General features: G+C 73.2%; 19 protein-coding genes. 8 read left to right on the plus strand and 11 right to left on the minus strand.

Annotated features, from left to right (window positions below):
- Positions 1–46 precede the first annotated feature (46 nt).
- The gene (gene gcvP / locus HZF07_RS03040) at positions 47–2,917 is read left to right on the plus strand and encodes an aminomethyl-transferring glycine dehydrogenase (RefSeq protein ID WP_181644697.1); all 2,871 of its coding nucleotides are present in this window, start codon (positions 47–49) and stop codon (positions 2,915–2,917) included.
- A complete protein-coding gene (locus HZF07_RS03045; protein WP_157346868.1) occupies positions 2,914–4,248 on the plus strand; it encodes a serine hydrolase domain-containing protein in 1,335 nt (444 codons plus the stop codon). The genes gcvP and HZF07_RS03045 overlap by 4 nt, the downstream gene beginning before the upstream one ends.
- 4 nt (positions 4,249–4,252) lie before the next feature.
- Here HZF07_RS03045 and HZF07_RS03050 read toward each other — a convergent pair whose 3' ends face one another.
- The 3 genes from HZF07_RS03050 to HZF07_RS03060 form a co-directional block, all read right to left on the minus strand.
- Positions 4,253–4,795 (minus strand): hypothetical protein, encoded by a 543-nt coding sequence (locus tag HZF07_RS03050; protein WP_157346869.1) that lies wholly within the window; start codon positions 4,793–4,795, stop codon positions 4,253–4,255.
- An 88-nt stretch (positions 4,796–4,883) separates the two neighbouring features.
- Positions 4,884–6,272: a metallopeptidase TldD-related protein gene (locus tag HZF07_RS03055; protein ID WP_157346871.1), complete on the minus strand. Its 1,389-nt coding sequence runs from the start codon at positions 6,270–6,272 to the stop codon at positions 4,884–4,886.
- The gene (locus tag HZF07_RS03060) at positions 6,272–7,792 is read right to left on the minus strand and encodes a TldD/PmbA family protein (RefSeq protein WP_157346873.1); all 1,521 of its coding nucleotides are present in this window, start codon (positions 7,790–7,792) and stop codon (positions 6,272–6,274) included. Before HZF07_RS03060 ends, HZF07_RS03055 begins: the two co-directional genes overlap by 1 nt.
- A gap of 62 nt (positions 7,793–7,854) precedes the next feature.
- On the opposite strand from HZF07_RS03060, the gene HZF07_RS03065 reads away from it, so the two are divergent.
- Positions 7,855–8,328, plus strand: a complete 474-nt coding sequence (locus tag HZF07_RS03065; RefSeq protein WP_157346874.1) for a pyridoxamine 5'-phosphate oxidase family protein — start codon at positions 7,855–7,857, stop codon at positions 8,326–8,328.
- 6 nt (positions 8,329–8,334) lie between these two features.
- On the opposite strand, the gene HZF07_RS03070 is transcribed toward HZF07_RS03065, so the two are convergent.
- Genes HZF07_RS03070 through HZF07_RS03080 form a run of 3 tightly spaced genes read right to left on the minus strand, consistent with a single transcriptional unit; the run spans position 8,335 to position 12,949 of the window.
- Complete coding sequence (locus tag HZF07_RS03070; RefSeq protein ID WP_157346875.1) at positions 8,335–9,096, minus strand: class I SAM-dependent methyltransferase; 762 nt, start codon at positions 9,094–9,096, stop codon at positions 8,335–8,337.
- Positions 9,097–9,128: 32 nt separating this feature from the next.
- Entirely contained in the window at positions 9,129–11,768 is a 2,640-nt protein-coding gene (locus tag HZF07_RS03075) for an AAA family ATPase (protein WP_181644698.1), read from the minus strand.
- The gene (locus HZF07_RS03080) at positions 11,765–12,949 is read right to left on the minus strand and encodes an exonuclease SbcCD subunit D (protein ID WP_181644699.1); all 1,185 of its coding nucleotides are present in this window, start codon (positions 12,947–12,949) and stop codon (positions 11,765–11,767) included. Before HZF07_RS03080 ends, HZF07_RS03075 begins: the two co-directional genes overlap by 4 nt.
- A gap of 138 nt (positions 12,950–13,087) precedes the next feature.
- Between HZF07_RS03080 and HZF07_RS03085 the strand changes: the two genes are divergently transcribed.
- Entirely contained in the window at positions 13,088–13,525 is a 438-nt protein-coding gene (locus tag HZF07_RS03085; RefSeq protein ID WP_157346876.1) for an SRPBCC family protein, read from the plus strand.
- A 21-nt stretch (positions 13,526–13,546) separates the two neighbouring features.
- Here HZF07_RS03085 and HZF07_RS03090 read toward each other — a convergent pair whose 3' ends face one another.
- The 3 genes from HZF07_RS03090 to pepN all read right to left on the minus strand — a co-directional run bounded on the left by HZF07_RS03090 (position 13,547) and on the right by pepN (position 17,571).
- Entirely contained in the window at positions 13,547–14,200 is a 654-nt protein-coding gene (locus tag HZF07_RS03090; protein ID WP_198346526.1) for a hypothetical protein, read from the minus strand.
- A 66-nt stretch (positions 14,201–14,266) separates the two neighbouring features.
- Entirely contained in the window at positions 14,267–15,100 is an 834-nt protein-coding gene (locus HZF07_RS03095) for a formate dehydrogenase accessory sulfurtransferase FdhD (protein WP_309504341.1), read from the minus strand.
- Positions 15,101–15,129: 29 nt separating this feature from the next.
- Complete coding sequence (gene pepN, locus HZF07_RS03100) at positions 15,130–17,571, minus strand: aminopeptidase N (RefSeq protein WP_181644700.1); 2,442 nt, start codon at positions 17,569–17,571, stop codon at positions 15,130–15,132.
- Positions 17,572–17,604: 33 nt separating this feature from the next.
- Here pepN and HZF07_RS03105 point away from each other — a divergent pair, with 33 nt between their 5' ends.
- A complete protein-coding gene (locus tag HZF07_RS03105; protein ID WP_309504343.1) occupies positions 17,605–19,302 on the plus strand; it encodes an aminotransferase class V-fold PLP-dependent enzyme in 1,698 nt (565 codons plus the stop codon).
- 252 nt (positions 19,303–19,554) lie between these two features.
- Here HZF07_RS03105 and HZF07_RS03110 read toward each other — a convergent pair whose 3' ends face one another.
- Both HZF07_RS03110 and HZF07_RS03115 read right to left on the minus strand, forming a co-directional pair.
- Complete coding sequence (locus HZF07_RS03110; RefSeq protein ID WP_157346878.1) at positions 19,555–20,550, minus strand: NADP-dependent oxidoreductase; 996 nt, start codon at positions 20,548–20,550, stop codon at positions 19,555–19,557.
- A 44-nt stretch (positions 20,551–20,594) separates the two neighbouring features.
- Entirely contained in the window at positions 20,595–20,879 is a 285-nt protein-coding gene (locus HZF07_RS03115) for a Fe-S cluster assembly protein HesB (RefSeq protein ID WP_157346879.1), read from the minus strand.
- A gap of 111 nt (positions 20,880–20,990) precedes the next feature.
- Between HZF07_RS03115 and HZF07_RS03120 the strand changes: the two genes are divergently transcribed.
- The 3 genes from HZF07_RS03120 to HZF07_RS03130 all read left to right on the plus strand — a co-directional run bounded on the left by HZF07_RS03120 (position 20,991) and on the right by HZF07_RS03130 (position 22,850).
- Complete coding sequence (locus HZF07_RS03120) at positions 20,991–21,440, plus strand: OsmC family protein (protein WP_157346880.1); 450 nt, start codon at positions 20,991–20,993, stop codon at positions 21,438–21,440.
- On the plus strand, positions 21,440–22,318 hold the full coding sequence (locus tag HZF07_RS03125) for an oxidoreductase (protein WP_157346881.1): 879 nt from the start codon (positions 21,440–21,442) through the stop codon (positions 22,316–22,318). The genes HZF07_RS03120 and HZF07_RS03125 overlap by 1 nt, the downstream gene beginning before the upstream one ends.
- 88 nt (positions 22,319–22,406) lie before the next feature.
- A complete protein-coding gene (locus tag HZF07_RS03130) occupies positions 22,407–22,850 on the plus strand; it encodes a ferritin-like domain-containing protein (protein ID WP_181644701.1) in 444 nt (147 codons plus the stop codon).
- The last annotated feature ends 15 nt before the right edge of the window (positions 22,851–22,865 follow it).

Genomic DNA, 22,865 nt, shown 5'->3' on the forward strand with positions numbered 1-22,865 from the left:
GGAGGCACCCGAACGACCACCAGAGTCGATCCTCGAGGAGCCCCCCGTGACGGACCGTCCCACCCTGACCGAGCTGGACGGCGCGCTGCCGTTCGTCGAGCGCCACATCGGCCTGCGCGAGGCGGACGTCGCCGCGATGCTCGGCCGCCTCGGCTTCGACTCCCTCGAGGCGCTCATGGACGCCGCGGTCCCCGGCGCGATCCGGCCGGCCGAGGCCCTCGACCTCCCGGCGCCGCTCAGCGAGGCGGCCGCCGCCCGGGAGCTGCGCGCGCTCGCGCAGACCAACCGCCCCGGCGAGGCGATGATCGGCCTGGGCTACCACGCCACGATCACCCCGCCCGTCGTGCGTCGCAACGTGCTCGAGGACCCGAGCTGGTACACCGCCTACACGCCGTACCAGCCCGAGATCTCCCAGGGCCGCCTCGAGGCGCTCATCAACTTCCAGACCGTGATCGGCGACCTCACCGGCCTGCCGACCGCCAACTCCTCGCTGCTCGACGAGGGCACCGCGGCCGCCGAGGCGATGACGCTGGTACGCCGCGCGAAGAAGTCGGCGTCCGGACCGTTCGTCGTCGACGCCGACGCGCTGCCGCAGACCATCGACGTGGTCCGCACCCGCGCCGAGGCGATGGGCATCGAGGTGCTCGTCGCCGACCTCGCCGACGGCCTGCCCGACGGCGAGCTCTCCGGCGTGCTCGTGCAGTACCCCGGCGCGTCCGGTCGCGTGCTCGACCCGCGTCGGGTCATCGAGCAGGCCCACGAGCGCGGCGCGCTGGCCGTGGTCGCCGCCGACCTGCTCGCGCTCACGCTGCTGGAGGCGCCCGGCGCGCTCGGCGCCGACGTGGTCGTCGGCTCCAGCCAGCGCTTCGGCGTCCCGCTCTTCTACGGCGGCCCGCACGCGGGCTACATGGCGGTCGGCGCCGGACTCGAGCGGCACCTGCCCGGCCGCCTGGTCGGCGTCTCCGTCGATGCCGAGGGCCGCCCGGCCTACCGCCTCGCCCTCCAGACCCGCGAGCAGCACATCCGCCGCGACAAGGCGACCTCCAACATCTGCACCGCGCAGGTGCTGCTGGCCGTGGTCGCGTCGATGTACGCCGTCTACCACGGCCCCGAGGGGCTCCGCTCGATCGCGACCCGCACGCACCGGTACGCCGCCGTGCTCGCCGCCGCGCTGACGGAGGGCGGCATCGAGGTCGTGCACCAGCAGTTCTTCGACACCCTGACCGTCCGGGTGCCCGGCCGCGCCTCCGACGTCGTGACGACGGCGCGGTCGCTGGGTCTGCAGCTGCGCCTGGTCGACGCCGACCTGGTCGGCATCAGCACGTCCGAGGTCACCACCCACTCGACGCTCACCAGCGTCCTCAAGGCGTTCGGCGTCGCGGCCGTCGACGACGCCGCCCTCGACATCGCGACCGCCGACGCGCTTCCGACGCAGCTGCGCCGCGAGACGCCGTACCTCACCCACGAGGTGTTCTCGTCCCACCACAGCGAGACCGCGATGCTGCGCTACCTGCGCAGGCTCTCCGCGCGCGACTACGCGCTCGACCGCGGCATGATCCCGCTGGGCTCCTGCACGATGAAGCTCAACGCGACCACCGAGATGGAGCCGGTGTCGCTGCCGGGCTTCGCCGACCTGCACCCGTTCGCGCCGGCCGAGGACGCCGCGGGCTACCGCCAGCTCGTCAACGAGCTCGAGGGCTGGCTGGCCGAGGTCACCGGCTACGACCACGTGTCGATCCAGCCCAACGCCGGGTCGCAGGGCGAGCTCGCGGGCCTGCTGGCGATCCGCGGCTACCACCTCGCCAACGGCGACACCCACCGCGACGTCTGCCTCATCCCGAGCTCGGCGCACGGCACCAACGCCGCGTCCGCGGTGATGGCCGGCATGAAGGTCGTCGTCGTGAAGTCCGGCGCCGGCGGCGAGGTCGACCTCGACGACCTGCGCGCCCAGTGCGAGAAGCACGCCGACGACCTCGCCGCGATCATGGTGACCTACCCGTCCACGCACGGCGCCTACGAGGACACGATCACCGAGCTGTGCCGGATCGTGCACGAGCACGGTGGCCAGGTCTACGTCGACGGCGCCAACCTCAACGCCCTCCTCGGCTTCGCCAAGCCGGGCGAGTTCGGCGGCGACGTCTCGCACCTCAACCTGCACAAGACCTTCTGCATCCCGCACGGCGGCGGCGGCCCGGGCGTCGGCCCGGTCGCGGTGCGCGCCCACCTGGCGCCGTACCTGCCCTCGCACGCGCTGCACCCGGAGGAGTCCAAGCGGTCCGGCATCGGCCCGATCAGCGCGGCGCCGTACGGCTCGGCCGGCATCCTGCCGATCTCGTGGGCCTACATCCGGCTCATGGGCGCCGAGGGGCTCACGCGCGCGACCGCCGCCGCGGTGCTGTCGGCCAACTACATCGCCGCGCGGCTCGGCGAGCACTACCCGGTGCTCTACCGCGGCCACGGCGGCCTGGTCGCGCACGAGTGCATCCTCGACCTGCGCGGCATCACCAAGGACACCGGCGTCTCCGTCGACGACGTCGCGAAGCGGCTCATCGACTACGGCTTCCACGCCCCGACGATGTCGTTCCCGGTCGCGGGCACGCTGATGGTCGAGCCCACGGAGTCCGAGGACCTCGGCGAGATCGACCGCTTCGTCGACGCGATGATCGCGATCAAGGGCGAGATCGACCGGGTCGGGGCAGGGGAGTGGACCCCGGAGAACTCCCCGTTGCGCGGCGCCCCGCACACCTCGCGGGCGCTCGTGGGCGAGTGGGACCGCGCCTACTCCCGCGAGCTCGCGGTCTTCCCGACCGGCATCGACCCGGACAAGTACTGGCCTCCGGTCGCCCGCATCGACCAGGCCTACGGCGATCGCAACCTGGTCTGCGCCTGCCCGCCCCTGGAAGCCTTCGCGGAGTGACCGTCACCGACGCGACTGCCCGCCGGCTCCAGGCGCGGCTCGCCCACGCCCAGACCACCGGGCGGTTGCCGTCGGTCGTGGCCGGCCTGGTCCGCGACGGGGAGCCGATCTGGTTCGGCGTCCACGGTGGCCCGGCGGTCGAGGGCCACGACCCCTACGACGTGCAGTACCGCGTCGGGTCGATCACGAAGACCATGACGGCCGTGCTCGTGCTCCAGCTCGTGCGCGACGGGCGGATCGGACTCGACGACCCGGCCTCGACCGTGCTCGGCGACGTCGGGTACGCCGACCGCTCGGTGCGCACGCTGCTCGCCCACAGCTCCGGCATGCAGTCCGAGCCGGTCGGCTCGTGGTGGGAGCGGTCCGCCGGGCTGTCGTGGGACGAGCTCATGACCGCCAACGACGGGTCGCGCGCGGTCTTCCCGACGCACCAGGAGTTCCACTACTCCAACCTGGGCTACGCGCTGCTCGGTGAGCTGGCCGCGCGGATGCACGGCACCACCTGGTGGGAGGCCGTGCAGCAGCGCATCCTCGACCCGCTCGTCCTGACCCGCACGTCGTACCTGCCCGAGGGCGCGGCGGCGCCAGGCTGGTCGGTGCAGCCCTACGAGTCGACGCTTGTGGCCGAGCCGGCCACCGACACCGGCGCGATGGCGCCGGCCGGACAGGTCTGGGCGACGATCACCGACCTCGCGCGCTACGCGACGTTCCTGCTCGAGGGGCACCCCGACGTGCTGTCGGCCGACGATCTCGCCCAGGCGTACGGCCCGCAGTCGGGCAACCCCAAGGACGGGGTGCGCTATGCGCACGGGCTGGGCTTCCAGCTCTTCCCGGGAGGATCGGGCACGCTGGCCGGTCACACCGGCTCGATGCCCGGCTTCCTCGCGACCGTCCTCGTCGACCGCGGACGCCGCGTGGGCGGCGTGGTGCTCGCCAACGCCACTGTCGGCTACTCGCCGGCCGCGATCGTCACCGAGCTGCTCGACGAGCTGGAGACGTGCGAGCCGACGGTCGCGCCCGCCTGGACGCCGTCGCCGCCGCTCCCGGCCGAGCTCGCCGGCGTCCCCGGGGTGTGGCACTGGGGCAACACCCCGGTCGTGTTCGCGATGGAGGGTGCCGAGCTGGTCGGCCGACGCGGCGGCGTGGAGAACTACCGGTTCGCGGTCCGCGACGGTCGGGTCGTCGGCACCTCCGGCTACCACGCCGGCGAGGAGCTGCACGCCGTACGCCGCCCGGACGGCAGCGTCGGGCACCTGGACATCGCGACGTTCGTCTACACCCGCGAGCCCTACGACCCCGACGCGCCGATTCCGGGCGGCCACCCGGTCTGAGGCGTCAGTCGACGATCGACGTCTTCGTCACCTTCAGCCGGAAGCGGAACGCGTTGTCGCACGTGAGCGCGCCGGTCTCGCCGTCGTACGTGGCGGTCAGGACGGGCGCGAGCAACAGGTGCGTGCCGGTGGTGACGATGCGCAGGCCGCCGTCGTTGGGGATGACCTCGCGGATGTGCTCGGTCTCGCCGGTGGGCTTCGCCGTGCCGGTGATCGTCAGGCGGTGGCCTCCGACCTTGGCGGCGGCACGCACCTTCGTGCCTGTGACGAACGGCTTCTTCTTCTCCAGCGACGCGCCGGCCTCATCAGGCGTGCCGTCGGCGACGAGCAGCTCGAGGAAGTTGCCGAAGGTCCGGTTCTGGTAGATGTTCGCGCGGACCGGCGTGTCGCCGACCGTGCCGGTGCACTCGATGAGGGTGCCGCGCTCGTGGCTGGTGCCCTCGGTCATGGGGTCGGGGCTCTGGGCCGAGGCCGTGCCCGCGCCCAGCCCGACGAGGGCTGAGGTCGCGGCGACGGCCAGGGCGCCCGTGAGGAGCTGGGATCGCATCTCGGTATCGCTTTCTGGTGGGTGTGGATCGAACACCCTGGATACGCCCGGCCGGTCCGGCCGGTTGCATGCGAGACCGAAGAATCTCCTACTGGGCCTGGGAGACGCTGGACATGTTGAAGTCCGGGACCCGCAGTGCCGGGGTCGCGGTGCGCGAGAAGTAGTCGTCGCCCCACTCCCGGCTGAAGCTCGGCACCGTCGCCGACGCGTGGGTGAAGCGGCGCAGCAGGTCGACCGGGCTGTCGTTGAAGCGGAAGTTGTTGACCACCCCGGTGATCTCGCCGCCCTCGACCAGGTAGACGCCGTCGCGGGTCAGCCCGGTCAGCAGCAGCGACTGCGGGTCGACCTCGCGGATGTACCACAGGCAGGTGAGCAGCAGCCCGCGCTCCGTGCCGGCGACGAGGTCGTCGATCGAGCCGGCGGCATCTTCGACCTCGAGCACCAGGTTGTCGATCGCGGGGGTGACGGGCAGGCCGGTCATCGTCGCCGAGTGCCGGGTCTGGACGAGCGCGGTGAGCTCGCCGTCGCGGATCCAGTCCGTGCGCTCCAGGGGCAGGCCGTTGTCGAAGACCGAGGACTCGTTGCTCGACTGGGCCGCGGTGACGAACGGCGCGCTCTGGATCGGCGCGTACGCCGGGTCGGAGAACAGGTTGACCCCTGCCGCCGCGATGCGCTCGCCGACCCGGGTGCCTCCGGCGCGGTCGCTGTAGACGGACTGTCCCTCGTGGGCGACCCGCGCGCCGGCGTACCAGTAGGCGTCGATCATCAGGTCGGCGACCGCACTCGGCGGCAGGATCGTGTCGTAGCGGCCGGCCGGCAGGTCGACGGAGCGCGCCGCCCACCCGAGCCGCCGGGTGAGCTCGGCATCGAAGGCCAGCGGGTCGACGTCGGTGAAGTCGCGGGTGGCGCCGCCGACCCAGGCGCTGGTCGAGAGGTCGGCCGGCTTGCCGGTGCAGCCGTAGTGCCCGGTCGGCTGGACGTGGCGCAGCCGCAGTCCGGTGGTGGAGCCGAGGTACGTCGTGGTCATCTCGTGGTTGACGAACCCGTAGAGCACGCGCCGCTCGGCCGAGGCGCGTCCGAACGCCTCGCCGAGTGCCGGCGCGAGCGCATCGTAGACGTGGATGTCGGTCGGCAGGGGCGGGTCGTCCCAGTCGGGGGAGACGCGGTCCTGGGTCAGGTCGGCGGCGTCCTCGGCGGGGCTGGACGCGCGGGCGGCGCGGTCGGCGGCGTCCACGAGCGTGGTCACGCCGGCCTGGTCGGTCGCCGTGCCGGTGACCGAGCCGGTGGCGACGCCGTCCGCGCTGCGCACGAAGGAGATCACCGTGACGTCGACGCCGTGCATGACGCCGTTGGTGGTGAGCGTGTTGTTGGCCCAGCGCAGGTTGGCGCTCGTCTGGTCGCGCACGATGACGACGCAGTCGTCGGCGACGGACGTGGCGAGGGCGTGCTCGACGAAGGACTGCGGAGAGATCGTCATCAGCTGCCCGCCTCGCTCAGGGTGTTGAGGATCCGAACGCCCCGGAAGAGCGAGGTCGGGCAGCCGTGGCTGACGGCCGCGACCTGCCCGGGTTGCGCCTTGCCGCAGTTGAAGGCCCCACCGAGCACCCAGGTGTCCGGGCCGCCGACGGCCTCCATCGAGCCCCAGAACTCCGTCGTCGTCGCCTGGTACGCCGCGTCGCGCACCTGGCCGACCAGCTCCCCGTCGCGGATCGCGTAGAAGCGCTGCCCGGTGAACTGGAAATTGAAGCGCTGCATGTCGATCGACCAGGACTTGTCGCCGACGATGTAGAGGCCGCGCTCGACCCGGCCGATCAGCTCGTCGGTGGACGGGCCGTCCGGTGCCGGCTGCAGCGAGACGTTGGCCATCCGCTGGATGGGGATGTGGCCGGGGGAGTCGGCATACGCACAGCCGTTCGAGCGGCCACCGTTGAGCTCGGGGTGCAGGTGCCCCATCGAGCGGTCGAGCTGGTAGCCGGTGAAGCGGCCGTCCGTGACGATGTCCCAGCTCTGGGTCGCGACGCCCTCGTCGTCGTACCCGATCGTCGCGAGGCCGTGCTCGACGGTGCGGTCGCCGGTGACGTTCATAACCGGGGAGCCGTACTGGAGCGAGCCCAGCTTGTCGATGGTCGCGAACGACGTGCCGGCGTAGTTGGCCTCGTAGCCGAGCGCCCGGTCGAGCTCGGTGGCGTGGCCGATCGACTCGTGGATCGTCAGCCAGAGGTTGGAGGGGTGGATGACCAGGTCGTAGGTCCCGGCCTCCACGCTGGGCGCCTTGAGCTTCTCGGCGAGCAGCTCGGGCACCTCCTCGAGCTCGGCGTCCCAGTCCCAGCCGTGCTCGCCGCCGGTGAGGTACTCCCAGCCGCGGCCGACCGGCGGCGCGATGCTCGCCATCGAGTCGAACGTGTCGGCACCGGCGCCCATGGCCTCGAAGCCGGGGTGCAGACGGATCCGCTGCTGGGTGGTGCGGGTGCCGGCGAGGTCGGCGTAGTACTTGCACTCGTGCACCTGGAGCAGGTGGGCCGAGGCGTGGTCGACGGCGGCGCCCGTGCGGAGCCGGTCGGTCCAGCCGACGAGCAGCGCGGACTTCTCCGCGGTCGGCACGAGGAAGGGGTCGACCTCGTAGGCCGAGACCCAGGTGACGTCGTCGTACGTCGGCTCCGGGGCGAGCTCGACGGGAGTGCTGGTCATCTCGGCCGCGACCTTCGCGACGGCGACCGCCGACTCGGCGACCCGGACGGCCTCGTCGGCGGTGAGCACGACGCCGGAGGCGAAACCCCACGCGCCACCGTGCACGACCCGGACGGCGAAGCCGAGGTCCTCGACGTCACTGGCGCCCTGGAGCGTGCCGTCGCGGGCAACCAGCTCCTGGTAGCGCACCCGCTCGAACCGGAAGTCGGCGTGGCTGGCGCCGAGCTCGGCCGCCCGGGCGAGCGCAGCGTCACCGAGCCTGCGGTGGGGGAGTGCGGTGAACGTCGGATCCAGCTCGCGAGCGCCCATGCGGCGAACCTATCGGACGGTGTCCAGCGATTAGCGCGAGAGCGGGCGGGTACCCGCGAGAAGTGACTGACGACGACCGCGCCAAGCTGCTCGAGGTGATCGGCGGCATCCCGATCGCGATGCTCACGACCTTCGGCCCCGACGGACCGCGCAGCGTCCCGATGGCCCGGCAGGAGGTGGACCCCGGTGCCGAGCTGTGGTTCATCACGGCCCGCGACACCGCACACGTGCGGGCCATCCAGGCAGATCCCCGGGTGTCGGTGACCTTCTCGGCAGCCGACTCGTGGGCGGCGACCTACGGCCGCGCGACCGTGGTGGACGACCAGGAGAAGCTGCGCAAGCTCTGGACCACGTTCGCCGAGGCCTGGATGCCCGGAGGCCCGGAGGACCCCAACGCCACGCTGCTGCGCGTCGACGTGGAGCACGGGGAGTACTGGGACACGCCCGGCAGCCGGATCGCGTCACTGATCAGCCTGGCCAAGACCAAGCTCACCGGCGAGACCTACGACGCCGACCACGGCTCGGTCGACGTCTGAGTCGCCTCAGGCGCGCCCGATCGCGCACCACGCGCTGCCGGTGATGGTGATGGGTCCGTCCCCGAGCTGCTCGCGCGCGCGGACGCGCAGGCGCCCCTTCCCTGCCTCGTCGAGCCGGGCCACGTGGTCGCCGGCGGGCCCGACGCCCCCGGTGTAGGGCTCCCACCACTCCGAGAACGAGGCATGGGTGACCCGGATCGTCAGCGTCAGCTGGCGGACCTCCTGAAGGCCGGCGCCCTCGAAGAGGGCGACGAGGTCGCCGTCGCGCTGGCCGACCAGCCCGGCCTCGTCGTAGGCGCCGGGTTCGACCGCCTCGACCGCGCGCCAGAAGGGCGAGAGCGGGCCGGTCCCGCCGGCGGCGTTGTTCCACGCGGTCGCGGCGACCGTGCCGCCGGCCCTGGTGACCCGGCGCATCTCTCGAAGGCCGGCAGCGGGGTCGGCCATGAACGGCACGACCAGCTGCGCGAGCGCGTGGTCGAACGTGTCGTCCTCGAAGGGCAGGTCCTCGGCGCGGGCCTGCTCGACCCGGACGCCCGGCAGACGCTGACGCGCGGCCTCGACGAAGGGTGGCGCGGGGTCCACGGCCGCGACGTGGTCGGACCCGAGGACGTCGACGAGCCGCCGCGTCAGGACACCCGGCCCGCAGCCGACGTCCAGCACCCGCTCGCCGGCCGTGGGGCCGACGGCGGCCAGCAGCTCGGTGGCGAGCGGATCCGAGTAGCGACCCATGAACCGGTCGTAGGCCTCAGCGGCCACGTCGAAGGCCATGCTCCGACCGTACGCCGTGCGCGGCCCGCGCGTCAGCGGTTGATCGCCACCGTCGATCCGGCGCGCGACTTGGAGACGAGCAGCTGGGTCGGGATCCGGTCACGCATCTCGGCGACGTGGCTGACGACGCCGACGACCCGGCCGCCGTCGCGGAGCGAGTCGAGGGTGTCCATGACGTCGTCGAGGGTGTCGGCGTCGAGCGCACCGAAGCCCTCGTCGACGAAGAGCGTGTCGAGGTCGGCGCCGCCGGCCTCCTGCGTCACCACGTCGGCCAGGCCGAGGGCCAGCGCGAGCGAGACGACGAACGTCTCGCCGCCCGACAGCGTCGCGGGGTCGCGGGCCTCGCCGGACCAGTCGTCGCGCACGGCGAGGCTGAGCCCGCCGCGCGTCTCGCCGGCGCCTCGCCGTCCGGTGTGCTCGAGCGTGTAGCGGCGGTCGCTCATCCGGTCGAGCCGCTCGTTGGCCGCGGCCACGACCTGGGAGAGCCGGTAGGCCAGGACGTAGGCCGACAGCCGCATCTGCAGCCGGTTGTCGGCCGACTTGCCCTCGACGAAGCCCGAGAGCCCCGTGAGCACGTCGAGCTCGGCGTGGAGCGGCCGCCAGGCCGCGACAGCGGCGTCCAGGTCGGTGGTGAGCAGCCGGAGGCGCTCGGCGCGCCGACCGGTCTCGGCGGCGTGGGCGTGTGCCTCCCGGTGCCGGCGCAGCGCCAGGTCGTGGGCCTCGGCCAGCGCACGCAGGTCGGGGAGTGCCGCGGCGGCGATCTCGTCGGCGCCGGCCTCGTCGAGCACCGCTGCGACCGCCGCGAGCCGGCGCTCGTGCTCGGCGACCCGGCGGGCGAGATCGTCGTAGGCGCGCTCGGCGAGCGCGGCCGCGACCGCCTCGTCGGCGTCCGCGAAGCCGGCGTGCACGACCGCGGCGGTGAGCGCCTGCTCGGCCTCGGCGAGCGCGGCGCGCGCGCTGGCGAGGCGGTCCAGCGCGGCGAGCGCCGTGCGGGCATCGTGCTCGGCCTGCCGGAGCACGGCCAGCCGCTCCTCGTCGTAGTCGGCCAGCTCGTCGCGCAGGGCCGCGGCCTCGGTCGCGAGGGCGGCCAGCGAGGCCGCGGTCGCGCTGATCGCGGTCGCGATCTCGGCCGGGACCGTGTCGACCCGCTCGGTCGCGGCGGCGAGCGACGCGGAGAGGTCCTGGACCTTGCCGGCGAGCGCGAACTCGGTCACCGCGGCGTCGTCGGCGGCTCGCTGGGCCTCCTTCTCGGCGACCTCGTCAGGGGCGTCGTGGTGCGCGACAGCCTTGTGCGGGTGGTCGCACGACCCGCAGACCGGGCACGAGCCGCCGACGACGAGGCCGGCCGCGATCTCCGCCGCCATCCCGTTGACCCGCTGCTCGCGCAGGCTGACGGCGCGCTCGCGCTGGTCGAGGGTGTGCTGCCGGGCGGCGACGTGGGCGTCCTCGGCCTCGCGCAGCTGCTGGGTCAGCCGGACGACCAGCTCGCGGCTGTCGATGCGGGCGCGCTCACCGGACGCGGCCAGCTCCTCGGCCCGGTGCTCGAGCCGGGAGAACTCCGCGCCGACGACCCCGAGTCGACGGGCCAGCGGCTCGAGTGCGCGGATCCGCGCGGCGCCCTCGACCGCGCCGGCGAGCTCGTGCTCCAGCTCGGGTCGGTCCTCCCGCACGACGGCGGTGCGCGCGGCGCTGTGCGTACGACGGGCCGCGACAGCGACCCGGTGCAGCGGGACGATGCCGGCCGCGCGGCGAGCGGCCTCGAGCCGGCGCTGGGCCGCGGCATGCTCCTCGCCGGACGCGTCGAGCCGTCGGCGCTCGGCGAGGGCCGCGTCGACGCGGGCCCGCTGCTGGTGGAGGTCGCGGGCCGCGTCGAGGGTGGTGCGGGCCGTGAGCTCGGCGGCCGCCGCGTGCTCGGCGGTGGCACCGGCCGCGGTGCACGCCGCGATCGCGGCGGCGTGCAGGTCACGCGCCCACGCGTCCGGCGCCAGGTCCTCCGGCAGATCGGTGCCGGTGGTCTCGCTGACCCGGCTGACCAGGTCGGAGACGGTCTCGCGGGCCTGCTCGGTGCGCCGCCGCAGGTCGAGGCGCCGGTCGCGCAGCCACTTCTCGACGTCCTCGAAGCGGCCGGTGCGGAAGAGCTGCTGCAGCAGCCGGTGCCGCTCCTCGGACTTCGCGCGGAGGAAGGCCTGGAACCGGCCCTGGGGGAGCATCGCGACCTGGGTGAACTGGGCGACGTTCATGCCCAGGAGCCCGGAGACCAGGTGACCGGTCTCGTCGAGCCGGGTGGACTGGGTGACCCAGGCGCCGTGGACGCGCTCGGCGATCACGACCGAGGCCTGCTCGGTCGTGGTGCCCTCGCCGCGCTTCTTGGGTCGCTCCCACGCCGGGGACCTGGTGATCCGGAACCGGCGCCCCGACAGCGTCGCCTCGAGCTCCACCTCGGGGCGGGTGGCGGCGACGGCGAGGTCGGAGCGGAGCCGCTTCGCGGCGTTGCGGTCGCCGGGGACGTCGCCGTAGAGCGCGAAGCAGACGGCGTCGAGGACGCTCGTCTTGCCGGCGCCGGTGGGACCGGAGAGCAGGAAGAGTCCGGCGGTCGACAGCGCGTCGAAGTCGACGACGATGGTGCCGGCGAACGGGCCGAACGCGGTCGCGCGGAGTCGGTGGAGCCTCACCAGAGGCCCTCCGTGGTGCCGGCGGACACGAGGACGTCGAGGTCGGGGTCGTCGGCGCAGCAGGCCTCGGTGGCCGCCTGGAGGAGGGCGGACTCGGCCTCGCTGGCGGGTGCGCCGCGCAGCTCGGCGACGAAGTCGAGCGCGATCGCGTGGTCGGACCGGCCCTGGGTGCGGGCCACCGGGACGGCGCTGGCGCCCTGGCCGGCCGGCTCGAAGGCGATGACCAGCGTGTGCGGGAAGCGCGCACGGAGCCGCTCCATCGCCTGCAGCGGGCGCACGGCGTCGGTCAACGTCGCGTGGACCCAGGAGTGCTCGTGCCGCTTCAGCGACCGGTCGGTGAGCAGCTCGTCGACGGTGCCACGCAGCCGGGCGAGCGCGCGCGGCACCGGGGCCGCCACGAACTCCGCATCGCTGAGCCCCTCCGGGCCGAGCTCGACGAGCCAGGAGCCCTTGACCTGGTCGGCCTCCGAGAAGGAGTAGGCGAGCGGCGAGCCGGAGTAGCGCACCGCGTCGGTGAGCTGGTGCCGCCCGTGGAGGTGACCGAGGGCGACGTAGTCGACGCCGGTGAAGGTGCTGGTCGGCACGATCGACACGCCCCCGACGCTGATGTCGCGCTCGGACTCGCTGGGCTGCGCGCCCGCGACGAAGGCGTGCGCCAGCACGACCGATCGGGTGCCCTTCGTGCGGGTGGCGCGGTCGGCGCGCACCCGGCGCATGGCCTCGTCGAGGGCCGCCTCGTGGGACCGGGCGGGCAGCTGCCAGGGCTCGCGGACCGAGTCGGGGTCGAGGTAGGGGATGCCGTAGACCGCGACGTCGCCGTGCTCGTCGGAGAGGACGACCGGCGTCCCGACGGTGGCGGCGTCGGTGCGGATGAAGACGCCGGCCGCGTCGATGAGCCGCGAGCTGAACCCGAGCCGCTGGGCGGAGTCGTGGTTGCCGCTGGTCAGCACGACCTGGGCCCGGCTCGCGGCGAGCCGGGCGAGCGTCTCGTCGGCGAGCCGGACCGCGTCGACGTGGGGGAGGGCCCGGTCGTAGACGTCGCCGGCGACGGCGACCAGGTCGACCCGCTCCCGCTCGACGACCTCGAGCAGGTGGTCGACGTACGCAGCCTGGTGCCCGAGCATGCCCTCGCGGTGGAAGGACCGCCCGAGGTGCCAGTCGGAGGTGTGGAGGATGCGCACACCGCAACGCTAGGAGGCGGCACCGACACCGCCTCGCACCCACGCCGAGCGGTCGGGTGTGATCTGCGGACCGCGACCAATCCGGAGGCCGCTGGGCACCGAACCACGACCAGCACTCCCACACCAGGACGGCACGCCATGACCACCGTACGTCGCACCTTCACCGTCAGCCCGACCCCGGACGTCGTCATCGACTACCTCAAGGAGTTCTCCCACGCGGAGGAGTGGGACCCGGGCACGCAGCGGTGCACCCGCCTCGACCAGGGACCGGTCCGCCGCGGCAGCACGTGGCGCAACGAGTCCAAGATCGCCGGCATCTCCACCGAGCTGACCTACGAGCTGACCGAGCTCGGCACCGACCGCCTGGTGTTCGTGGGCCGCAACGAGACCGCGACGTCGACCGACACGATCACGGTCGTGCCCCGGGGCGGCGGCAGTGAGGTCACCTACGAGGCGGTCATCACGATGAACGGCGCCGCGAAGCTCACCGCACCCGCGGTCAAGCTCGTGTTCGAGAAGGTCGCCAACGACACCGAGAAGCAGATGACCGAGGTCCTCGACCGGCTGGCCGTCTAGGCGTCTGGCCAGGAGTCTGGCCTAGGAGGCACGCGACCGGCGGGCGCGGCGGTACGCCGGCTCGCGCAGCCGCAGCACCGCGGGGTACTGCGCCAGGCCCGGGAGCCGGTGCACGATTGGGTCGAACGAGACCGTCGGGTCGCCGAGGCGCTCGTCGACGTGCAGCGTGGCGAACGGGTGCCAGCGGCTCGACGGCCGCGCCCACGAGAGCTCGTAGGACCCGGGACCGGCGCTGTCGACCCGCAGCAGCACCGGGCCCGACGGCGCCCGGTAGGGCAGCAGCGTGGTCATCGGCCGCGCCCGGGGGTGCCGGCTGGCGGTGAGGGCGAAGCGCGTCAGCCGCCGGGTGCCGGTGTTGGCGAACAGCACGTCCGCCGGGCCGTCCGGGCCGAGCACGCGCAGCGCGAGCCCGTGGATGTCGGGCACCCCGTCGGGCAGCCCGACCGCGCGGGAGAGCCGGACGACGACGTCGTCCGCACCCGGCTCGTCGATCCACGGCACTCCGGTGTGCGGGCCGAAGGCGGTGCCGCGTCGCGCGAGCCCGCCGGCGTACACCTCGCCGTCGGGGTGCAGCGGCTTCGCGGCGGTGCGCAGCGCGCCGATCGCCTGCGTGGCGCCGGCGAGCAGGCCACCGCCGAGGGTGGCGGCACCGCGGGTGAGCTGCTGGGCGATCAAGCCCGTCCTCCTGATCAGCACGTGCCCTGCCCGTACCCAGCAGTGAGCTCGGCACTACTCCCGGCGTCAGGCGTAGCGGACGCACCGGTCGGCGTGGGCGAAGCCGTAGAGCGCCAGCCCCGACTGCTCGGCCAGCCGCACCGACAGCGACGTGGGGGCGCCCACGGCGACCAGGGACCCGACGCCGGCGGCGACCGCCTTCTGGACGAGCTCGAACCCGGCCCTGCCGCTGACCACGACGCACGCCTCGGCGGGCGGGTCGCCGGCCAGCACCCGAGCGCCGGTCACCTTGTCGAGGGCGTTGTGGCGCCCGACGTCCTCGCGTACGACGAGCAGGTCGCCGTGGGCGGTGGCGAGGGCCGCGGCGTGCACGCCACCGGTGCGCCCGAACACCTGCTGGCCCTCGCGGAGCCGCGCCGGCAGCGAGCGCACAACGTCGGGCGCCGGCAGCGCCCCGGTCCAGCGCGGGCCGGCGGGTGCCGCCACCGCCTCCGCGACCGAGTCCTTGCCGCAGACGCCGCACGCCGAGGAGCCGGACGACTGCCCGACGTGCCGGTGGCCGGGGTCGCGCTGCGGGGGAGCGGAGAGCGTGACCGTGACGACGTTGAACTCCTCCTCGTCGCTCAGCGCGTCGTCCGTGCAGTAGGCCACGCCGCGGATCGCACCCGGTGCGCAGACGCCCTCGTGCACCAGCCATCCCGCCGCGAGCTCGAAGTCGTGGCCCGGCGTCCGCATCGTCACCCACACCCGACGGGCGGGGGCGCCCGGCCACGCGAGCCGGATCTCCAGCGGCTCCTCGGTCGCGAGCCGGTCCTCGTGCCGGCGCTCGCCGCCGGTGGTGAGCTCGTGCACGCGGGTCCGGACCGTCGGTCCGGGACGGCGGGCGCGGTGGGTGCTCACGCCGGGTTCACTCCGGGCTCACTCTGGGCTCACGCCGGGAACGCGTGCCGGCTCTGGAGCTTGCGGGCCATGTCGTCGGCGCAGTCGCCCAGCCGGCGGCGCACCGACAGCGGGAGGGACGCGTCGGCGGCCAGCGCGCGGGCCCGCTCCAGCGTCGACTCCGACAGCGAGGTGGCCGGGAAGAAGAACTCGGTCGCGTCCGCGAGCACCCACCCGCTGCGCACCCCCACGGTGGCGGGGAGCTCGTCGAAGTAGCGGTCGACGTACGGCGCCACCAGCTCCTCCTGCCCACCTCGCCACATGCCGAGACCGGCGGCCTCGAGCTCGTAGTTGGCCACGTCGTGCGCTCCGGTGAAGACCGACCAGGCGAGCTCCTTCGCCTCCGGGGTGGGCAGCGAGACCCGGGCGCGCATGTGCTCGACGCGCGACACCCCGTTGGGATCGGCCGCGAGGGCGTCGTCGAGCTCGGCGGCGTCGGTCGCGCCGAGCGCGGCGAGCCGGACGAGCACGCGCCAGCGCAGGTCGACGTCGAGGTCGATCCCGGCGGGCGTCGAGGCCAGCCAGCCGCGCAGCTCCGCGGGATCGGTCGAGGTCGAGATCGCCATCCGCAGGGCGGCGAGCTGGTGCTCCGAGCCGGCCGGGGTGGTCCCGACCTTGTCGAGCGCGGCCGCGTGGACCCGCTCGATCGACCCGGCCGGCGCCAGCGGCAGGACGTCGCTGAGCAGCCAGGACCCGAGACGGCGCTTGCTGTCCTCGGTCGACTCGACCGGGGGGCTCGCGACGACCAGGTCGACGACGTCCGCCGCCGATACCTCGCCGACGTGGAAGGCGCTGCGCAGGTTGTTCCAGATCCCTGCCCGCAGGCCCTCGTCCTCGACGGCGGGCAGCAGCGTCTTGAGCTGGGCGACGGTGTCGGCGTCGGGCACCAGCACCGCCCACGAGTCCTCGTAGGGGTCGAGCACGACCGCCTCGCCGTCGACCACGAACGGCGTCTCCGGCCCCTCGATGGTCAGCGTCCGGGTGCTCCACTTGCCGTCGGTGGCGACCGCGACCCGGAACGTGTGCGAGCGGTCGGCGGGGTGCTCGGCCGGCGGGGTACGACGGACGACGTTGGCGCCGCGGTCGAGCACGATCGTGTCCGGGCCGGCCGTGCGCAGCCAGCTCGACGTGAACGACGACAGGTCGCCCGCGCCGGCCCGCTCCCACGACTCGAGGAGGTCGTGCATGGTGGCGTTGCCGAACCGGTGCCGGGTGAAGTGGTCGATGGCGCCGGCGAAGAACACCTCGTCGCCCAGCGAGGCCGCGAGCTGCTTGAGGATGCTCGAGCCCTTGGCGTAGGAGATGCCGTCGAAGTCCTGCAGCGCCGCGGTCGCGTCGACCGCGCCGTTGCCGGCCACCGGGTGCGAGCTCGGCCGCTGGTCGGCGTACAGGCCCCACTGGCGGCGCGCGTAGGCGACGTCGACCCAGGCGTCGTCGTACTCGGTCACGTCGGCGGTGACCCGGTTGCCGATGTACTCGGCGAAGGACTCGTTGAGCCACAGGTCGTCCCACCACTTCGGCGTGACGATGTTGCCGAACCACTGGTGCGCCATCTCGTGCGCCAGGGTCGACGCGCGCTGGATCCGCATGCCGCGGGTGACCCGGCTCGTGAAGACCAGCGGGTCGCGGAAGGTCACGCAGCCAGGGTTTTCCATCGCGCCGGCGTTGAACTCCGGCACGAACGCCTGGTGGTAGTTGCCGAAGGGGTAGCGGATCCCGAAGAGGCGGTGGAGCTCGTCGAAGGACTGCTTGGTCATCGTGAAGAGCTCGTCGGCGTCGGCCTCCAGCGCACCGGCGATGCTCTTGCGCGCGGACAGACCGAGCGGGATGCCGTCGTGCTGGTCGTGGATCACGTGGTAGGGCCCGGCCACCACGGTGACGAAGTAGGTCGACAGCGGCTGGCTGCGCGCGAACTCCCACACGCCCGGCTCCGGGTTGGTGCCCGGCGCGTTGGCGATCACGGTCCAGTCCCGCGGCGCCCGCACGTGCACGGTGTAGGGCGCCTTCAGGTCCGGCTGGTCGAAGCAGGCGAACACCGACGGCGCGGCGTCCATGAACATCATCCCGTAGACGTACGACTCGCCGTCCGCCGGATCGGTGCTGCGGTGCAGCCCCTCGCCGTCGTTGCGGAAGGGCATCACCGCGTCGACGACGAGCTCGTTGTGCCCCTCGACGGTCTCCAGCGGCAGCCGGCCACGGTCCAGCAGGTCGGCGTCCAGCGTCGAGCCGTTGAACCGGATCTCGTTGACCCGCACCGGCTTGAGGTCCACGAAGGTCGGGCCCCCGCGGCTCGTGAAGCGGATCGTGGTCACCGACCCGAAGGTCGAGTCGTCGGCGGCGAGGTCGAGGCGGACGTCGTACTCCTCCACGTCGAGGAGCTCGTGCCGGGCGACGGCCTCCGTGCGCTGGAGGCTCTGGTAGGGGCTGCTCACGCGGTGAGCCTACGTCGGCCTATGGTGGCACTTGTGGCAGAGGGCACCGACGACCTGCTGGCCCTCATCCGGGACTCCGTGATCGGTGAGGACCACGTGATGGAGACGCCGTACGGCGCCCGGCGGGTGACCTATGCCGACTACACGGCCTCCGGTCGGGCGCTGACGTTCATCGAGGACTTCATCCGCGACCAGGTGCTGCCGAGCTACGCCAACACCCACACCGAGTCGAGCGGGACGGGCCTGCAGACGACCCGGCTCCGCGAGGAGGCTCGCGAGATCATCCGGGACGCCGTCGGCGGCGACGAGGACACGGTCGTGCTCTTCGCCGGCTCGGGCTGCACCGGTGCGATCGCGAAGCTGATCGGAGTCCTCGGCCTGCGGATCCCCTCGGTGCTCGACGACGAGCACGCGCTGACCGAGCACATCCCGCCCGACCAGCGCCCGGTCGTCTTCATCGGGCCCTACGAGCACCACTCCAACGAGATCCCGTGGCGGGAGTCGATCGCCGACGTCGTCACGATCCGGCAGGACGCCGACGGCGGGGTCGACTGCGACGACCTGCGCACGCAGCTCGAGAAGCACGCCGCCCGGCCGCTGAGGATCGGCTCGTTCTCGGCCGCCTCCAACGTCACCGGCATCGTCTCCGACACCGCCGCGATCGCGACGCTCCTGCACGAGCACGGCGCGCTGTCCTTCTGGGACTTCGCCGCGGCTGCGCCGTACGTCACCATCGACATGGCGGCCGTCGACGGGCAGCCGCTGTCCTACAAGGACGCGGTGTTCCTCTCGCCCCACAAGTTCATCGGCGGGCCGTCGACCCCGGGCGTGCTCGCCGCCCGTCGGGAGCTCTTCCACAACCGGGTGCCCGACGTGCCCGGCGGCGGCACCGTCGCCTACGTCAACGACGACGACCACCGCTACCTCGACGACGTCACCCACCGCGAGGAGGGCGGGACGCCCGCGATCATCGAGTCGATCCGCGCGGGACTGGTCTTCCAGCTCAAGGAAGCCGTCGGCGTCGAGACGATCCGCGCCCAGGAGGAGCGGCACCTGCGCCGTGCGGTGGCCGCGTGGGCCGACGAGCCGGGGATCGAGCTGCTCGGCAACCTCGACGCCGAGCGTCTCTCGATCGTCTCCTTCATCGTGCGCTCGCCGTCCGGCCGCTACCTGCACCACAACTACGTGGTCGCGCTGCTCAACGACCTCTTCGGCATCCAGTCGCGCGGCGGCTGCTCGTGCGCCGGCCCCTACGGCCACCGACTCCTCGGCATCGACCTCGAGCGCTCCCACGAGTTCGAGCGGGAGATCACCGGCGGCTGCGAGGGCATCAAGCCCGGCTGGGTGCGCATCAACTTCAACTACTTCGTCTCCGACGCGGTCGTCGACTACCTCATCGAGGCGGTCCGGATGGTCGCCCACGACGGCTGGCGGCTGCTCGGCGACTACCTCTTCGACCCGGTCTCCGGGCGCTGGCGGCACCGCGACGGCGTGGTCAAGCCGCCGCTCTCGCTGCGCGACGTCTCGTACGCCGGCGGCCGGGTCTCGATGCCCAGCAACCTCGTCACCGGGGGAGAGGAGCTGCTCGCCGACCACCTGCGCGACGGCGCCGCGATCCTCGCCGCCGCCGACGGTCCCGACCTGTCGGAGCACCCCGGCAGCGTCAGCGCCGACTTCGAGCACCTGCGGTGGTTCGACCTGCCCGCCGGCAGCTTGATCGACGCGGACTAGCCGGGCTGGCTGCGGTCGCAGTTTCATCAAGGGATGTGGGCGAAGCTCGCGGGTCGGTTCGCCTTCATCCCTTGATGGAACCGCGCCTCCCACGGCGAACTCGGCCAGGGGAGCGCGGCGTCACCCTCATCCCTTGATGAAACGCCGCCCGCCCGGCCCCGCCCGGCCCCGCGGCCAGCGGCACCGACGAGCCCGCGAGGATCGCCCACGCTCAGCCGAGGTGCGGGCGGACCTGCTGGCAGACCTGCCCACCTAGAGACGGACGAGCATCTTCCCGGTGTTGTCGCCGCGGTGCAGGCCCAGGAAGGCGTCGACCGCGTGGTCGAGCCCGTCGACGACGGTCTCGCGCCAGGTCAGCGAGCCGTCGGCGACCCAGGCGCCCGCCCGCCGGTAGAACTCCGACGTGGCGTCGCCGTGGTCGGTGACGATGAAGCCGCGCATGGTCAGTCGCTTGCTGACCATCATCATCAGGTTGCGCGGGCCGGGCACCGGCGCGTCCGCGTTGTAGTCGGCGATCGCGCCGCAGGCCGCGATCCGGCCGAAGTCGGCCATCGCGAAGATCGCCGCCTCGAGGTGGTCGCCGCCGACGTTGTCGAAGTAGACGTCGACCGGCCCGTGCTCGCGCAGTTGGCGGCCGATCGGCGCCGCCTTGTAGTCGAGGGCGACGTCGAAGCCGAGCTCGTCGGTCAGCCACGCGCACTTCTCGGGGGAGCCCGCCGACCCGATCACCTTCGACGCGCCGAGGAGCCGGGCCATCTGCCCGACGGCGGAGCCGACCGCCCCGGCCGCGCCCGAGACGAAGACCGTGTCGCCCTCCTTCAGCTCGGCGACCCGGGTGAGCCCGACGTACGCCGTCATGCCCGGCATCCCGAGCGCGCCGAGGTACGCCGAGGCCGGCACCTGCGAGACGTCGACCCGGCGTACGGCGCGCGCCGGCAGCAGCGCGTGGGTCCGCCACCCGGCCTGGTGCAGCACCGTGTCGCCGACCCGGACGTCGGTCGACCCGGAGGCCACCACCTCGCCGACGGCGCCGCCGTCGAGCGGCGCGTCGAGCGCGAACGGCGGGACGTAGGACTTCACGTCGTTCATCCGACCCCGCATGTAGGGGTCGACCGACATGAACGTGTTGCGCACGAGCACCTCGTCCGGGCCGGGGTCCGGGAGCTCGGTCTCCACCGTGCGGAAGTTCTCCGGCGTGGGCCAGCCGTGCGGGCGGGAGGCGAGGTGGATCTCGCGGGAGGGGGTCATGACAGCGATCCTCGCAGCCGCCCCGCCCGCACGGACGCCGGGTCCTAGCCCTGCAGGCCGAGCGCGAACTCGACGCGCCCGTCCGGGTCGACGGCGGCGTCGAGCACCTTGTCGTCGAGCAGCTCGGCGGCCTGGGCGTCGAGGTAGACGGTCGCCTCGCCCTGCTCGACGACCTGGTCGCCGGGCTCGGGCTGCTCCGCCGCGGTGACCTCGAAGGCCGGTTCTGGTGTGGTCGCGGTGGTGATGCGCAGGCCCGCGGCGTCGCTGCGGCCCGGCTGGTGGGTGATCTCGGTGACGATGGCAGTGGCGGTGTCGGTGAGGGTGAGCATCGCTCGCCTTTCCGATCGCGGTTGCTGGTCTAGTCCACCGTTGCCGATGATCGGCCGCCACACAAGCCGGGCCTCCTCCGGGCGTGTCGGCGTTCTGGCACGCTGAGCGCCATGACCCCCGACCTGCCCGTCCCGCCCGTCGCCGAGAACACCCGCCGCCGCATCGACCTGACCAAGATCGGTGACGGTCGCTTCAAGGCCACCAATGCGCGTGGGGGAGTGTTGCCGATCGGCTCCGGGGGAGACCCCGACTTCACGCCGGTCGAGCTCCTGCTCGCCGCCATGGCCGGCTGCAGCGCGATCGACGTGGACCTGATCACGGGCAAGCGTGCCGACGCGACGTCGTTCGCGGTCGTCTCGGAGGGCGACAAGGTCCGCGACGAGCAGGGCAACCACCTCGTCAACCTCCGCCTCACCTTCGAGGTCCGCTTCGCCGACGACGAGGCCGGCGACGCCGCCCGCGACGTGCTCCCGCGCTCGATCGCCCAGTCGCGCGACCGACTGTGCACCGTCGGCCGCACCGTGCAGCTCGGCGCACCGATCGAGTACGTCGAGGCCTGATGGGCGGCGGCAACCGCGGGTGGGAGGTGCCTCGCCAGGACGGTCGACGCTTCGTCGTGACCGGGGCGAGCAGCGGGCTCGGCCTGGAGACCGCCCGGGTGCTGGCCGAGCGCGGGGCCGCGGTCGTGCTCGCGGTACGCAACCCGGCGAAGGGCGAGGCGGTCGCGGCGGCCCTTGAGGGCGACGTCAGCGTCTGCCCGCTCGACGTGGCGTCGCTGGACTCGGTGCGCGCGTTCGCGGCCGAGATCGGCCCGATCGACGTGCTGATCAACAACGCCGGGGTGATGGCAGTGCCCTACGCGCTGACCGCTGACGGCTTCGAGACCCAGCTGGCGACCAACCACCTCGGCCACTTCGCGCTCACCAACCTGCTGCTGCCGCAGCTGAGCGACCGGGTCGTGGTGATCTCCTCGGACGTGCACGCCCGCGGCGAGGTCGTGCTCGACGACCTGAGCTGGGAGCGACGCGTCTACAAGCCGTTCGGCGCGTACGCCGCCTCGAAGCTCGCCAACCTGCTCTTCCTGCTCGAGCTCGACCGCCGGCTGCGGGCGTCCGGGTCGGACGTGCGAGCGGTCGGTGCCCACCCCGGATCGACGGCGACCGCGATCACCGGGTCCACGGGCAACGCGTTCAAGACCTGGGTCGGCAGCTGGGGCCACAAGCTCGCCGGCATGTCGGTGCGCAAGGGCGCGCTGACCACCCTCTACGCCGCCACCATGGACGTCCCCGGCAACACCTTCATCGGCCCCGACGGGTTCCTGGAGATGCGCGGCTGGCCGACCGAGGTCGAGCGTGCTGACCGCGCCCTCGACGCCGACCTGGCCCGCGGGCTCTGGGAGCGGTCGGAGGAGATGACCGGGGTGCGGTTCCCGCTGTAGCGCCGGCACGTCCGGATCCCCAGCGGTTAGCCGGCGGCCTGGCGGGTACGGCTCCTCGAGCCATCAACCACACCATGGAGGAGCCACTGTGTCGGACGACAACAAGGTCGCCAAGGAGCTTGTCGAGACCCTCAAGGACGGCGAGCGAGGCTTCGCCCGCGCTGCCGAGAAGGTCCGGGACGGCGATCACCCCGAGTGGGCCACCACGCTCCAGCGCCTGTCGGAGCAGCGCGCCGGCTTCCACCGCGAGATCGTCGCCCTGGGCCACGACTACGGCGAGGACGTCGACGAGAGCGGCACGCTCGCCGGGACCGTGCACCGCGGCTGGATCTCGCTCAAGGACGCCCTCACCGGTGACGACCCCACCGCCGTCCTCAAGGCGGCGTCGACGGGCGAGGACCACGCCGTGTCCGAGTACGAGAAGGCGCTCGAGCAGGACCTCAGCGCCGGCTTCCGGGACGTCGTGACCCGGCAGCACGCCGCGGTCGTCGCCGCCCGCGACGAGGTCAGGGCGCTGCAGGGAGCCGCCTGACCCGTCGGCCCAGTC

Source organism: Nocardioides agri (assembly GCF_013778305.1).
In the GTDB taxonomy this organism is placed as follows: Bacteria; Actinomycetota; Actinomycetes; order Propionibacteriales; family Nocardioidaceae; genus Nocardioides; species Nocardioides agri.

Bases quoted from the DNA above. Each gene is read 5' to 3' on its own strand.
- HZF07_RS03050 (WP_157346869.1), bottom strand. From the start codon at position 4,795: ATGCGATCCCAGCTCCTCACGGGCGCCCTGGCCGTCGCCGCGACCTCA.
- HZF07_RS03055 (WP_157346871.1), bottom strand. From the start codon at position 6,272: ATGACGATCTCTCCGCAGTCCTTCGTCGAGCACGCCCTCGCCACGTCC.
- HZF07_RS03060 (WP_157346873.1), bottom strand. From the start codon at position 7,792: ATGGGCGCTCGCGAGCTGGATCCGACGTTCACCGCACTCCCCCACCGC.
- HZF07_RS03070 (WP_157346875.1), bottom strand. From the start codon at position 9,096: ATGGCCTTCGACGTGGCCGCTGAGGCCTACGACCGGTTCATGGGTCGC.
- HZF07_RS03085 (WP_157346876.1), top strand. From the start codon at position 13,088: ATGACCACCGTACGTCGCACCTTCACCGTCAGCCCGACCCCGGACGTC.
- HZF07_RS03110 (WP_157346878.1), bottom strand. From the start codon at position 20,550: ATGACCCCCTCCCGCGAGATCCACCTCGCCTCCCGCCCGCACGGCTGG.
- HZF07_RS03115 (WP_157346879.1), bottom strand. From the start codon at position 20,879: ATGCTCACCCTCACCGACACCGCCACTGCCATCGTCACCGAGATCACC.
- HZF07_RS03120 (WP_157346880.1), top strand. From the start codon at position 20,991: ATGACCCCCGACCTGCCCGTCCCGCCCGTCGCCGAGAACACCCGCCGC.
- HZF07_RS03125 (WP_157346881.1), top strand. From the start codon at position 21,440: ATGGGCGGCGGCAACCGCGGGTGGGAGGTGCCTCGCCAGGACGGTCGA.